The 12,639-nt window shown below is 60.0% G+C and carries 14 protein-coding genes; 12 read left to right on the top strand and 2 right to left on the bottom strand.

Annotated features, from left to right (window positions below; translation table 11 throughout):
- Nucleotides 1–211 precede the first annotated feature (211 nt).
- Nucleotides 212–583 (top strand): inner membrane protein YbjM, encoded by a 372-nt coding sequence (gene ybjM, locus AB8804_RS05485; protein ID WP_371183947.1) that lies wholly within the window; start codon nt 212–214, stop codon nt 581–583.
- A 42-nt stretch (nt 584–625) separates the two neighbouring features.
- Here the strand turns inward: ybjM and AB8804_RS05480 are convergent, their stop codons facing one another.
- Complete coding sequence (locus AB8804_RS05480) at nt 626–895, bottom strand: GrxA family glutaredoxin (protein ID WP_014069504.1); 270 nt, start codon at nt 893–895, stop codon at nt 626–628.
- Nucleotides 896–1,080: 185 nt separating this feature from the next.
- Between AB8804_RS05480 and nfsA the strand changes: the two genes are divergently transcribed.
- The 11 genes from nfsA to AB8804_RS05425 all read left to right on the top strand — a co-directional run bounded on the left by nfsA (nt 1,081) and on the right by AB8804_RS05425 (nt 11,797).
- Nucleotides 1,081–1,803, top strand: coding sequence for a nitroreductase NfsA (nfsA, locus tag AB8804_RS05475; protein WP_371183944.1), 723 nt, complete (start codon nt 1,081–1,083; stop codon nt 1,801–1,803).
- 63 nt (nt 1,804–1,866) lie between these two features.
- Entirely contained in the window at nt 1,867–2,769 is a 903-nt protein-coding gene (rimK, locus tag AB8804_RS05470; RefSeq protein WP_371183942.1) for a 30S ribosomal protein S6--L-glutamate ligase, read from the top strand.
- A 63-nt stretch (nt 2,770–2,832) separates the two neighbouring features.
- The gene (locus AB8804_RS05465; RefSeq protein ID WP_371183941.1) at nt 2,833–3,309 is read left to right on the top strand and encodes a YbjN domain-containing protein; all 477 of its coding nucleotides are present in this window, start codon (nt 2,833–2,835) and stop codon (nt 3,307–3,309) included.
- A 350-nt stretch (nt 3,310–3,659) separates the two neighbouring features.
- On the top strand, nt 3,660–4,772 hold the full coding sequence (gene potF / locus AB8804_RS05460; RefSeq protein ID WP_112012240.1) for a spermidine/putrescine ABC transporter substrate-binding protein PotF: 1,113 nt from the start codon (nt 3,660–3,662) through the stop codon (nt 4,770–4,772).
- 98 nt (nt 4,773–4,870) lie between these two features.
- A complete protein-coding gene (potG, locus tag AB8804_RS05455; protein WP_371183938.1) occupies nt 4,871–6,004 on the top strand; it encodes a putrescine ABC transporter ATP-binding subunit PotG in 1,134 nt (377 codons plus the stop codon).
- 9 nt (nt 6,005–6,013) lie between these two features.
- Nucleotides 6,014–6,967, top strand: a complete 954-nt coding sequence (gene potH / locus AB8804_RS05450) for a putrescine ABC transporter permease PotH (protein ID WP_371183936.1) — start codon at nt 6,014–6,016, stop codon at nt 6,965–6,967.
- The gene (gene potI / locus AB8804_RS05445) at nt 6,964–7,809 is read left to right on the top strand and encodes a putrescine ABC transporter permease PotI (protein ID WP_112012243.1); all 846 of its coding nucleotides are present in this window, start codon (nt 6,964–6,966) and stop codon (nt 7,807–7,809) included. The genes potH and potI overlap by 4 nt, the downstream gene beginning before the upstream one ends.
- A 31-nt stretch (nt 7,810–7,840) precedes the next feature.
- Nucleotides 7,841–8,347 carry a YbjO family protein gene (locus AB8804_RS05440; RefSeq protein WP_371183933.1) on the top strand — a complete coding sequence of 169 codons (507 nt, stop codon included), beginning with the start codon at nt 7,841–7,843 and terminating at the stop codon, nt 8,345–8,347.
- Between the two features lie 45 nt (nt 8,348–8,392).
- Complete coding sequence (gene rlmC / locus AB8804_RS05435) at nt 8,393–9,532, top strand: 23S rRNA (uracil(747)-C(5))-methyltransferase RlmC (protein WP_371183931.1); 1,140 nt, start codon at nt 8,393–8,395, stop codon at nt 9,530–9,532.
- Between the two features lie 104 nt (nt 9,533–9,636).
- Nucleotides 9,637–10,344, top strand: a complete 708-nt coding sequence (locus tag AB8804_RS05430) for a response regulator transcription factor (protein ID WP_371183928.1) — start codon at nt 9,637–9,639, stop codon at nt 10,342–10,344.
- Nucleotides 10,328–11,797 carry a sensor histidine kinase gene (locus AB8804_RS05425; RefSeq protein ID WP_371184097.1) on the top strand — a complete coding sequence of 490 codons (1,470 nt, stop codon included), beginning with the start codon at nt 10,328–10,330 and terminating at the stop codon, nt 11,795–11,797. Before AB8804_RS05430 ends, AB8804_RS05425 begins: the two co-directional genes overlap by 17 nt.
- A gap of 90 nt (nt 11,798–11,887) precedes the next feature.
- On the opposite strand, the gene artJ is transcribed toward AB8804_RS05425, so the two are convergent.
- Entirely contained in the window at nt 11,888–12,619 is a 732-nt protein-coding gene (artJ, locus tag AB8804_RS05420) for an arginine ABC transporter substrate-binding protein ArtJ (RefSeq protein ID WP_371183925.1), read from the bottom strand.
- Nucleotides 12,620–12,639: the final 20 nt, after the last annotated feature.

Raw genomic sequence — 12,639 nt, 5'->3', positions numbered from 1 at the left:
TGAACGTCAGGGGCGTGCGCGATCTTTCCCTGATGCATCACTCAATTCTCTAAAACAATAGCAAGCGGTTAGTTTAATCGTATTAGCTATCTACAGCTACTTATTATCGCACAACCCTGTGCGAGTTCAGGCACGGATTGCCACATGCTTTATCTGACTGGGCGTCCATCGGACGAAGGTGTAATTGATAGAGAAAAGTCAGGAGGATAGTTTGAACATTACGCGTAACTGGGCGGGGGTGGTCAGCTGCTTTTTGCTGTTCATCGCCGTGTGCGTGTCGTTAGCCTTTAACGTAAAAGGGGCGTTTCGGGCTTCCGGTCATCCCGAGCTGGGCCTGCTCTTTTTTACCCTTCCGGGTGCGGCAGCCAGCTTTCTTTCACGAGGCGGTGAAGTCGTTAAACCTTTACTTGGCGCGATACTGGCGGCCCCGCTCTGTTTGCTGTTGCTGCGCCTGGTGTTTGTGACGTCGCGCTCGCTCTGGCAGGAGCTGGCGTGGCTGTTGAGCGGCGTGTTCTGGTGTGCGCTGGGCGCGCTGTGCTTTTTGTTTGTTCGCAGCCTGCTGCACAGGCATCGGCACAAATAAAAACGCCCTCGGTCGAGGGCGTCTCTTCATTTACAACCGAATTTACTGCGCGGCGAACAGGCCCAGATTTTCTTTGGCGTAGGCTTCAAAGTCAGTGCAGCCGCCAATGTGTTTCTGATCGAGGAAAATCTGCGGTACGGTTTCAACCGGTTTACCCACGGTTTTTTCCAGATCGGCTTTGCTGATGCCTTCGGCGTGGATATCCACATAGCGGAAGTTGAAGTCATCACGCTCTTCGGTCAGCTTCTCAGCCAGCTCTTTAGCGCGCACACAGTAAGGGCATCCTGGACGACCAAAAATTACTGCAAACATTTCTCTCTCCTCGAAATACAAGCCTGACGGCGAATAGCCCGTAGTGTGCACGATAACCCACCGCAATGGAAAGAAGGTTTCACCTGTCACTTTGATACGGTGAGGCTATGTTTCGCCAATTACACGGCGCGCAGCATTGCCTATACTGGCTGGCATATGTGTAACGAAGGACCAAGAGAGACAAGATGACGCCAACCATTGACCTGCTACGTTCCCACCGCTCCATTCGCCATTTTACGGACGAACCGATTACAGAGGACCAGCGTAAAGCGATAATCGACAGCGCGAGAGGGACCTCCAGCTCCAGCTTCCTCCAGTGCAGCTCTATCATCCGCATCACCGACCCGGCGATGCGCGAGCAGCTGGTGACGCTGACGGGCGGGCAAAAGCACGTCGCGCAGGCGGCCGAGTTCTGGGTGTTCTGCGCGGATTTCAACCGTCACCTGCAGATTTGCCCGGAAGCCGAACTGGGCCTCGCGGAACAGCTGCTGCTGGGCGTGGTCGACACCGCGCTGATGGCGCAAAACGCCTTCACGGCGGCGGAATCGCTAGGCCTGGGCGGCGTTTACATCGGCGGGCTGCGTAACAATATCGAAAGCGTGACCGAGCTGCTGAAGCTGCCGAAACACGTGCTTCCGCTGTTTGGCCTGTGCCTCGGCTGGCCGGCGGATAAGCCGGACCTCAAGCCGCGCATCCCGGCGGCGATGCTGGTGCATGAAAACACCTATCAGCCCGTGGATCAGGAAGTGCTGGCGCAGTACGACGACGAGCTGGCGAACTACTACCTAACGCGCGACAGCAACAACCGCCGCGACACCTGGAGCGACCACATCCGCCGCACCATCATCAAGGAGAACCGCCCGTTTATTCTTGAGTATCTGCACAAGCAGGGCTGGGCAACGCGATAGTCATTCCTCCTGCGCCTCGTGTATGATATGCGGGCTTTTTCCATGTCTTCAGAGAGGTGCAGGGTGAAAATAGCCATTTTGTCCCGGGATGGAACGCTCTATTCATGCAAACGCCTGCGGGAAGCGGCGGCGAAGCGCGGTCACCAGGTTGAGATCCTCGACCCGATGTCCTGCTATATGAACATCGATCCCGCCGCGTCCTCCATTCACTATAAGGGCCGCCAGCTCCCCCGTTTCGACGCGGTGATCCCGCGCATTGGCTCCCAGAATACCTATTACGGCATGGCCGCGCTGCGCCAGTTTGAGATGCTCGGCAGCTATCCGCTCAATGAATCGGTCGCCATTTCCCGCGCGCGCGACAAGCTGCGCTCGCTGCAGCTTCTCGCCCGGCAGGGTATCGACCTGCCCGTCACCGGCATTGCCCATTCGCCGGACGATACCAGCGATCTGGTGGACATGGTGGGCGGCGCGCCGCTGGTCATCAAGCTGGTCGAAGGGACGCAGGGGATCGGCGTGGTGCTGGCCGAAACCCGGCAGGCGGCCGAAAGCGTAATCGATGCGTTTCGCGGCCTTAATGCGCACATTCTGGTGCAGGAATATATTGAAGAGGCCAAAGGCTGCGATATACGCTGCTTCGTGGTCGGCAATGACGTGGTGGCCGCCATCGAGCGCCAGGCGAAAGAGGGCGATTTCCGCTCTAATTTGCACCGCGGCGGCGTGGCCCGCATCGCCACAATCAGCGAGCGCGAGCGCGACATGGCGGTAAAAGCGGCGCAAACGCTCGGGCTCGACGTGGCGGGGGTCGATCTCCTGCGCGCGGATCGCGGGCCGCTGGTGATGGAAGTCAACGCCTCCCCGGGGCTGGAGGGCGTAGAAAAAACGACGGGCGTCGATATTGCAGGTAAAATGATCTCATGGATCGAACGTCACGCGACGCCCGGTTTTTGCCTGAAAACGGGCGGGTAAATAGATTATCGCGCGCTTTTTGCGTAAGGTATGGACGGATTTTATTAAAGAGGCTGCACAGCGATGGATTTACAGGTAGTTCCAACCCTGGATACGTTACGTCAATGGCTTGATGATGCAGGAATCACCTTCTTTGAATGCGACTCCTGTCAGGCGCTGCATCTGCCTCATATGCAAAATTTCGACGGCATTTTTGATGCCAAAATCGATCTGATTAACGACGTGATCCTTTTTTCTGCGCTGGCCGAGGTGAAACCGTCCGCGCTGCTGGCGCTGGCTTCCGATCTCTCTGCAATCAACGCCAGCTCCTTGACGGTGAAGGCCTTCCTCGACATTCAGGATGATAATCTGCCTAAGCTGGTGGTGTGCCAGTCGCTGCTGTCGGGGGCCGGGCTGTCGTTTAAGCAGTTTTCCGCGTTCATGCACATGAGCGAGGAGCAGATTTCGATGGTGATGATGGAAGCGAATGCGCATCATCTGCTGTATAGCGCCGAGGATGACGCGGAGAATAGCGATGCGTCGCCCAATTTTCTTCACTAAGCCGGTTTGATTTCCGCGCAGTCGCTGCCACGGCGGCTGCATAATCCGCTCTTTTCTGCTGCCGTTAACCTTTCTTTAAAGAATTTTTCACCTCCCCGCGGGCCATTTCGGCTTATCACATAGACTTAATCTGCATAAAAAAATTGATAAAAGGCGTTTTTTCGTCTGGGCTATAGGCGCAGACACGGGCTACAGTTATTCTTGCGATGCTTAAAAAAGCGAGCGATTTCTGCCGGGAACATCCGCGTTTTCTTTTCGGTCAGAGCGACAAAGTATGCATGATTCTTGCATACCTTCAGCGTGCACAGTTTTAGCTCGAATGTTAACGAGCTTTCAGAAGGAATAACGATATGATCGCCTTGAATAAAAAATGGGTATCGGGTCTGGTTGCGGGTGCGCTGATGGCCGTCTCTGCCGGCACGCTCGCTGCGGAACAAAAAACGCTCCACGTCTACAACTGGTCTGACTATATTGCGCCGGACACCGTCGCAAACTTCGAGAAGGAGACCGGCATTAAGGTCGTCTATGACGTCTTTGATTCCAACGAAGTGCTGGAAGGCAAGCTGATGGCGGGCAGCACCGGCTTTGACCTGGTCGTCCCCTCCGCAAGCTTCCTTGAGCGCCAGCTGACGGCGGGGGTGTTCCAGCCGCTGGATAAGAGCAAATTACCGAACTGGAAAAACCTCGATCCGGAGGTGCTGAAGCTGGTGGCGAAGCACGATCCGGACAACAAATACGCGATGCCTTATCTCTGGGCGACCACCGGCATCGGCTTTAACGTCGACAAAGTGAAAGCGGCGCTGGGGCCGGACGTGAAGCTGGACAGCTGGGACGTGGTGCTCAAGCCGGAAAACCTGGCGAAGCTGAAAAGCTGCGGCGTCTCCTTCCTGGACGCGCCGGAAGAGATTTTCGCCACCGTGCTCAACTACTTAGGCAAAGATCCGAACAGCAGCAAGGCCGATGATTACACCGGCCCGGCAACCGACCTGCTGCTCAAGCTGCGTCCAAACATTCGCTACTTCCACTCGTCCCAGTACATCAACGATCTGGCTAACGGCGATATCTGCGTCGCCATCGGCTGGGCGGGCGACGTCTGGCAGGCGGCAAACCGCGCGAAAGAGGCCAAGAACGGCGTGAACGTCTCCTACTTCATTCCGAAAGAGGGGGCGCTGGCCTTCTTCGACGTCTTCGCGATGCCGGCCGATGCGAAAAACAAAGATGAAGCCTATCAGTTCCTCAACTACCTGATGCGCCCGGAGGTGATCGCCCACATCAGCGACCACGTCTATTACGCCAACGGCAACAAGGCCTCCGTGCCGCTGGTCAGCGAAGAGATTCGTAACAACCCGGCTATCTATCCGCCTGCGGACGTGTTTGCCAAGCTCTTTACCCTTAAAGTGCAGGACCCAAAAATTGACCGCGTGCGCACCCGCGCGTGGACCAAGGTGAAGAGCGGTAAATAATCCCTTGTCGTAGGCCGGGCAAGCCAAGCGCCCCCGGCAACAGGCGCACCGTTCTGGTGCGCCTGCACCATGATTTGATCTCTGCCGGAGAACACCCCGTGAACGATGCAACTCACCGCCCGCAGGCGAAGGTCCGTAAAGCGCTAACCCCGCTGCTTGAAATTCGTAACCTCACCAAATCCTTCGACGGCCAGCACGCCGTGGACGACGTCAGCCTGACCATCTACAAGGGCGAAATTTTTGCCCTGCTCGGCGCGTCCGGCTGCGGCAAATCGACCCTGCTGCGCATGCTGGCCGGTTTTGAACAGCCGACCGCCGGGCAGATCGTGCTCGACGGGGTCGATCTCTCCAGCGTGCCGCCGTACCAGCGCCCGATCAACATGATGTTCCAGTCCTACGCGCTTTTCCCGCACATGACCGTGGAGCAGAATATTGCGTTCGGCCTGAAGCAGGACAAGCTGCCGAAAGCCGAAATTACCGCCCGCGTGGCGGAGATGCTGAGCCTGGTGCACATGCAGGAGTTCGCGAAGCGCAAGCCGCACCAGCTCTCCGGCGGCCAGCGTCAGCGCGTGGCGCTGGCCCGCAGCCTCGCCAAGCGCCCCAAGCTGCTGCTGCTCGACGAGCCGATGGGGGCGCTGGATAAAAAGCTGCGCGACCGCATGCAGCTGGAAGTGGTCGATATCCTCGAACGCGTGGGCGTGACCTGCGTAATGGTCACTCACGATCAGGAAGAGGCGATGACCATGGCCGGGCGCATCGCGATCATGAACCGCGGCAAGTTCGTGCAGATCGGCGAGCCGGAAGAGATTTACGAGCATCCGACCACCCGCTACAGCGCGGAGTTTATCGGCTCGGTCAACGTCTTCGAAGGGCTGCTCAAAGCGCGTCAGGACGACGGCCTGGTGATTGAGTCGCCGGGGCTGGTGCATCCGCTGAAGGTTGACCCTGATAACTCCGTCGTCGACAACGTGCCGGTATACGTCGCGCTGCGCCCGGAAAAAATCATGCTCTGCGAAGAGCCGCCCGCCGACGGCTACAACTTTGCCGTCGGGGAGGTGGCGCACATCGCCTATCTGGGCGATCTTTCCATCTACCACGTTCGCCTGAACAGCGGGCAAATGCTCAGCGCGCAGCTGCAGAATGAACATCGTTTCCGCAAGGGCCAGCCGACCTGGGGCGACGAAGTGCGCCTGTGCTGGGACGCGGACAGCTGCGTCGTGCTGACGGTATAAGGAGCGGCCATGAGTACATTTGAACCACCGTCCCGCGTTCACAGGCCGGGCGGATTTGCGCCTTGGCTGGCGCGGATGAAGATGGCGCACGGGCGCAAGCTGGTGATCGCCATGCCGTACGTCTGGCTGATCCTGCTGTTCCTGCTGCCGTTCCTGATCGTCTTCAAGATCAGCCTGGCGGAAATGGCGCGGGCGATCCCGCCGTACACCAACCTGCTGGACTGGGCCGACGGGCAGCTCACGCTGACGCTGAACCTGGGCAATTTCCTCCAGCTGACGGACGATCCGCTCTATTTCGAAGCCTATCTACAGTCGCTGCAGGTGGCGGCGATCTCGACGATCTGCTGCCTGCTGATGGGCTATCCGCTGGCGTGGGCGGTGGCGCACAGTAAGCCGTCGACGCGCAACATTCTGCTGCTGCTGGTGATCCTGCCGTCGTGGACCTCGTTTCTGATCCGCGTGTACGCGTGGATGGGGATCCTGAAAAACAACGGCATCCTCAACAACTTTCTGCTGTGGCTGGGGGTTATCGATCAGCCGCTGACCATCCTGCACACCAATCTCGCGGTCTATATCGGGATCGTTTACGCCTACCTGCCGTTTATGGTGCTGCCGATCTACACCGCACTGACGCGCATCGACTACTCGCTGGTGGAGGCGTCGCTGGATCTGGGGGCGCGGCCGCTGAAGACCTTCTTTAGCGTGATCGTCCCGCTGACCAAAGGCGGGATTATTGCCGGGTCGATGCTGGTATTTATCCCGGCGGTGGGGGAGTTTGTGATCCCCGAGCTGCTCGGCGGCCCGGACAGCATCATGATTGGCCGCGTGCTGTGGCAGGAGTTCTTCAACAACCGCGACTGGCCGGTGGCCTCGGCGGTGGCGATCGTGATGCTCCTGCTGCTGATCGTGCCGATCATGTGGTTCCACAAGCACCAGCAGAAGCAGATGGGGGATCGCGGATGAACAACCTACCGGTCGTCCGCTCGCCGTGGCGGATCCTGATCCTGGTGATTGGCTTCACCTTCCTGTATGCGCCGATGCTGATGCTGGTGATCTACTCGTTCAACAGCTCGAAGCTGGTAACCGTCTGGGCGGGCTGGTCCACGCGCTGGTACAGCGAGCTGTTTCACGACGACGCTATGATGAGCGCGGTGGGGCTGAGCCTGACGATCGCGGCGCTGGCCGCGACCATGGCCTGCGTGCTGGGCACCATCGCCGCGCTGGTGATGGTGCGCTTCGGGCGCTTTCGCGGCTCGACGGGCTTTGCGTTTATGATTACCGCGCCGCTGGTCATGCCGGACGTCATCACCGGCCTGTCGCTGCTGCTGCTGTTCGTCGCGCTGGCCCACGCCATCGGCTGGCCGGCAGATCGCGGCATGCTGACCATCTGGCTGGCGCACGTCACCTTTTGTACCGCCTACGTGGCGGTGGTGATCGCCTCGCGGCTGCGCGAGCTGGACCGCTCCATTGAGGAGGCGGCGATGGATCTGGGCGCCACGCCGCTGAAGGTCTTTTTCGTCATCACGCTGCCGATGATTATGCCCGCGGTGATCTCCGGCTGGCTGCTGGCGTTTACCCTGTCGCTGGACGATCTGGTCATCGCCAGCTTCGTCTCCGGCCCGGGGGCCACCACGCTGCCGATGCTGGTCTTCTCCAGCGTGCGCATGGGCGTGAACCCGGAGATTAACGCCCTGGCGTCGATTATCCTCGGCGTGGTCGGAATTGTCGGATTTATCGCCTGGTACCTGATGGCGCGCGCGGAAAAACAGCGCGTGCGCGATATCCAGCGTGCAAGACGCGGCTGAAGCATTTAAAATTTCCAGTGAAGCGCTGCGCATGACGCGGTGCTGTTTTCAGGGAAGTAAAACATTGGGATTCTTTAAGAAAACACATTATTCGCACGCCCGTCCGAACGTTCCTGCGCTGGTGCAGGTGGCGGCGCTCGCCATTATTATGATCCGCTGCCTGGACGTGCTGATGATTCTGAACACGCTGGGCGCGCGCGGCATTGGCGAATTTATCCACCGCAGCGTGCAGACGTGGAACCTGACGCTGGTCTTTATGAGCAGCCTGGTGCTGGTGTTTATCGAGATCTACTGCGCGTTCTCGCTGGTGAAAGGGCGCAGCTGGGCGCGCTGGGTCTACCTGCTGACGCAGGTGACGGCGGCCAGCTATCTGTGGGCCGCGTCGCTGGGTTACGGCTATCCTGAGCTGTTCAGCATTGCGGGCGGGTCTAAGCGCGAGATTTTCCATTCGCTGGTGATGCAGAAGCTTCCGGACATGCTGGTCCTGTGCCTGCTTTATCTTCCGGCGTCCAGCCGGAGATTCTTTCGCCTGCAATAAAATAACGTATATAATCGCAGCCCCCGTGATCCTTAAGGTCTTAATATGCAGTGCGCACTCTTTGACGCCGGTCGCTGCCGCTCCTGTCAGTGGATAGAACAGCCGGTTTCCCAACAGCTCTCCGCCAAAATGACCGATCTGCAGCAGCTGCTGGCAGAGCACGCGGTGGGCGAGTGGTGCGCACCCGTCAGCGGGCCGGAGCAGGGCTTTCGTAATAAGGCCAAAATGGTGGTCAGCGGCAGCGTTGAAAAGCCGCTGTTGGGCATGCTGCACCGCGACGGCACGCCGGAAGATCTCACCGCGTGCCCGCTGTATCCTGATTCCTTCGCGCCGGTGTTTGCGGCGCTGAAGCCCTTCATTGCCCGCGCCGGGTTAACGCCCTATAGCGTCGCCCGCAGGCGCGGGGAGCTGAAGTACCTGCTGCTGACCGAAAGCCAGATCGACGGCGGCATGATGCTGCGCTTTGTGCTGCGCTCGGAGACCAAGCTGGAGCAGCTGCGCGCGGCGCTGCCGTGGCTGCAGGCGCAGCTTCCGCAGCTCAGGGTGATCACCGCCAACATTCAGCCGGTGCATATGGCGATCATGGAAGGCGAGCAAGAAATTTTCTTTACCGATCAGCACGCGCTGGCGGAAAGCTTCAACGGCGTGCCGCTGTGGATCCGCCCGCAGAGCTTCTTCCAGACGAACCCGACCGTCGCCAGCGCCCTGTACGCCACCGCCCGCGACTGGGTGCGCGCGTTACAAATTCACCACATGTGGGATCTGTTCTGCGGCGTGGGCGGCTTTGGCCTGCACTGCGCCACCCCGGAGATGCAGCTGACCGGGATTGAGATCTCCCCCGAAGCGATCGCCTGCGCGAAGCAGTCCGCCGCCGAGCTGGGGCTGACGAATCTGCATTTCCAGGCGCTGGATTCCACCCGCTTCGCCACCGGGCAGGGCAACGTGCCGGAGCTGGTGCTGGTGAACCCGCCGCGCCGCGGCATCGGCAAGGCGCTGTGCGACTACCTCAGCCAGATGGCGCCTGAGCACATTATCTACTCCAGCTGCAACGCCCAGACGATGGCAAAAGACATCGCCCACCTGCCGGGCTACCGCATTGAACGCGTGCAGCTTTTCGATATGTTCCCGCACACCGCCCATTATGAAGTGCTGACGTTGTTAACCCGTAGGCCGGGTAAGGCGTAGCCGCCACGCGGCACGAACCCCGCACAATGTTCAACAAAATGTGAACTCTTCATCCCTGCGAAATCAGGTAAGCTTAAGCCAGAAGAACTGATTAAGGCTTAACGATGAAGCAGATCCTGCTGGTGGAAGACGACCACGATATCGCGGCGCTTCTGCGTCTCAACTTAGAAGATGAAGGCTACGCCATTACCCACGAGCCGGACGGAGCCAGGGCGCTACGCTGCCTGGACGCGCAGCCGTGGGATGCGGTGATCCTCGACCTTATGCTCCCGCACGTTGACGGCCTGGAGATTTGCCGCCGCATTCGCCAGATGACCCGCTACCTGCCGATCATCATCATCAGCGCCCGCAGCAGCGAAACGGACCGCATTACCGGGCTGGAGACCGGGGCCGATGATTATCTGGCGAAACCGTTCTCGGTGCAGGAGCTGATTGCCCGCATCAAGGCGCTGTTCCGCCGCCAGCAGGCGATGGGGCAGGCGCAGCCCGCAGGGCAAATCCACGCCCACGGCCTGACGATCGACCCGCTGGCGCGCAGCGTGCGCCTGCACGGACAGGACGTCGACCTCACCCCGCGCGAGTTTGAACTGCTCTACTTCTTTGCCCGAAACCCCGGCGACGTCTTTTCGCGCCTGGCGCTGCTCGAGCAGGTGTGGGGCTATCAGCACGAAGGCTACGAGCACACGGTAAACACCCACATCAACCGCCTGCGGATCAAGATTGAAAAAGATGCCGCCGAGCCGGAGATCATCCGCACCGTGTGGGGTAAAGGGTATAAATTTGCGGAGGTTAAGCCTGATGGGGCGATTTAGCCTGAGCCAGCGCCTGACGCTGCTGTTCATCCTGCTGCTGCTGATTTGCGCCAGCGTTGCCTGCGCCGTGCAGCTCTACAGCAGCACCCAGTACGGCAACGCCACGGTACAGCGGCTTTCTGGCGGGCTGGCGCAGCAAATCGTGCAGCGCGAAGCCATTCTCAACGCGCAGGGCGGCGTTGACCGCACCGCGCTGAAGCCGCTGTTTGACCGCCTGATGACCTTTAATCCCAGCGTCGAGCTGTACGTCATCTCCCCGGACGGGGACGTGCTGGCCGACGCCGCGCCGCCGGGCCACGTGAAGCGGCAAAAAATCGATCTCAGGCCGCTGCAGGCGTTCCTGAGCGGCGCCGCCATGCCGGTCTACGGCGACGATCCGCGCAGCGAGAACCAGAAGGTGTTTAGCGTCACGCCGCTGCGTCAGGACGGCGCGCTGCGCGGCTATCTGTACATCATCCTGCAGGGGGAAGAGTTTAACGCGCTGTCGGAGATGGCCTGGCACGACGCGCTCTGGCGCACCGCGCTGTGGTCGCTGCTGCTGGTGGCCACCTTTAGCCTGCTGGCCGGGCTGCTGGTGTGGTTCTGGGTGACGCGCCCGGTCAACCGCCTCACGCGCGACGTCGCGGGGCTGGACCAGGACAGCATCAGCACCATCAGGCAGCTGGCGGCGGAGCCGCTGGAGCCCGCAAGCCGTGATGAAGTGGTGCTGCTGCGCAACAGCTTTGTTGAGCTGGCGCGCAAAATCACCTCCCAGTGGGATCGGCTGGCCGATAGCGATCGCCAGCGCCGGGAGTTTATCGCCAATATTTCGCACGACCTGCGCACGCCGCTGACCTCCCTGCTGGGGTATCTGGAAACGCTGTCGCTCAAATCCGCGACCCTCACCGCGCAGGAGCACCAGCAGTATCTCGCCACCGCGCTGCGCCAGGGGCAAAAGGTGCGCCACCTGTCGCAGCAGCTGTTCGAGCTGGCGCGCCTTGAGCACGGCGGCATCCGGCCGCAGCGCGAGCGCTTTGCCATGGCCGAGCTGATTTCGGACGTTGCGCAGAAGTTTGAGCTGGCGGCGCGCACGCGCGAGGTGAATCTGCACATCGACGTGCCGGGGCCGCTGCCGCTGGTGAACGCCGACGTGTCGATGATTGAGCGGGTGGTGACCAACCTGCTGGACAACGCCATTCGCCATACTCCCGCGGGCGGGGAGATCCGCCTGGCGGTGTGGCAGGAGAACGAGCGGATCCAGGTGGAGGTGAGGGACAGCGGAGCGGGCGTAGACGATGCCCTGCGCGACGAACTGTTTCAGCGGCCTTCGGCGCTGAATACGCAGGCGTCGCGAGAGAACCGCGGCGGGCTTGGGCTGCTGATTGTGAAGCGGATGCTGGAGCTACACGGCGGCGGAATACGGCTGATGGAGTCGGTGAGCGGGGCCCGGTTCAGGTTCTTTGTACCGCTGTGAGAAATTGCCGGGTGGCGCTGCGCTTACCCGGCCTACAGACTACCACCCCCGTAGGCCGGGCAAGGCGAAGCCGCCACCCGGCAAAAAACATTACTGCGGGAACCACTGCTCGCTGATTTTCTGGTACGTGCCGTCGGCCTTAATCGCCTTCAGCGCGCCGTTCAGTTTTTCCAGCAGCGCTTTGTTATCCGGACGAACGGCAATCCCCAGGCCCGTGCCGAAGTACTGCGGATCGGTCACCTTCTCGGTCGCCGTACCCAGCTGCGGGTTGGTTTTCAGCCACTCGTTCACCACGGCGGTATCGCCAAACACGCCGTCGATACGGCCATTCTTCAGGTCGATAATCGCGTTCTGGTAGCTGTCGTAGGCCACGGTTTTCACTTCAGGATGCTTGTCCTGCAGGTATTTCTGGTGCGTGGTGCCGTTTTCCATGCCGATGCGTTTGCCCTTCAGCTCGTCAAAGGACTTATACGTGCCTTTCTTCGCAATCACCACCGCCGAGTTGGCGTAGTACGGGTCGGTGAAGGCCACCTGCTTGCTGCGCTCAGGCGTGATGTCCATGCCGGAAATCACCGCATCGTATTTCTTGAATTTCAGGGACGGGATCAGGCTGTCAAACGCGTGGTTGGTAAAGGTGCAGTCGGCCTGCATCTGCTTACACAGCGCTTTCGCCAGGTCGATATCAAACCCGACGATCTGGTTGCTGGCGTCCAGCGATTCGAACGGCGGATAGGTGGCGGACACGCCGAAACTAATTTTATCCGCGGCGGATGCGCCAGCGGCGAAGGTTGCCAGTAATGCAGCCAAAACTAACTTTTTCATTGTCATACTCCCGTCTGTAA

The organism is Enterobacter sp. KBR-315C3_2022, assembly GCF_041399425.1.
Lineage (GTDB): Bacteria > Pseudomonadota > Gammaproteobacteria > Enterobacterales > Enterobacteriaceae > Enterobacter.
Note: the sequence above shows the minus strand (reverse complement) of the source record. Positions and strands in the feature narration are given on the sequence as shown.

Bases quoted from the DNA above. Each gene is read 5' to 3' on its own strand.
- AB8804_RS05480 (WP_014069504.1), bottom strand. From the start codon at position 895: ATGTTTGCAGTAATTTTTGGTCGTCCAGGATGCCCTTACTGTGTGCGC.
- nfsA (WP_371183944.1), top strand. From the start codon at position 1,081: ATGACGCCAACCATTGACCTGCTACGTTCCCACCGCTCCATTCGCCAT.
- AB8804_RS05465 (WP_371183941.1), top strand. From the start codon at position 2,833: ATGGATTTACAGGTAGTTCCAACCCTGGATACGTTACGTCAATGGCTT.
- potF (WP_112012240.1), top strand. From the start codon at position 3,660: ATGATCGCCTTGAATAAAAAATGGGTATCGGGTCTGGTTGCGGGTGCG.
- potH (WP_371183936.1), top strand. From the start codon at position 6,014: ATGAGTACATTTGAACCACCGTCCCGCGTTCACAGGCCGGGCGGATTT.
- potI (WP_112012243.1), top strand. From the start codon at position 6,964: ATGAACAACCTACCGGTCGTCCGCTCGCCGTGGCGGATCCTGATCCTG.
- AB8804_RS05440 (WP_371183933.1), top strand. From the start codon at position 7,841: ATGACGCGGTGCTGTTTTCAGGGAAGTAAAACATTGGGATTCTTTAAG.
- rlmC (WP_371183931.1), top strand. From the start codon at position 8,393: ATGCAGTGCGCACTCTTTGACGCCGGTCGCTGCCGCTCCTGTCAGTGG.
- AB8804_RS05430 (WP_371183928.1), top strand. From the start codon at position 9,637: ATGAAGCAGATCCTGCTGGTGGAAGACGACCACGATATCGCGGCGCTT.
- artJ (WP_371183925.1), bottom strand. From the start codon at position 12,619: ATGAAAAAGTTAGTTTTGGCTGCATTACTGGCAACCTTCGCCGCTGGC.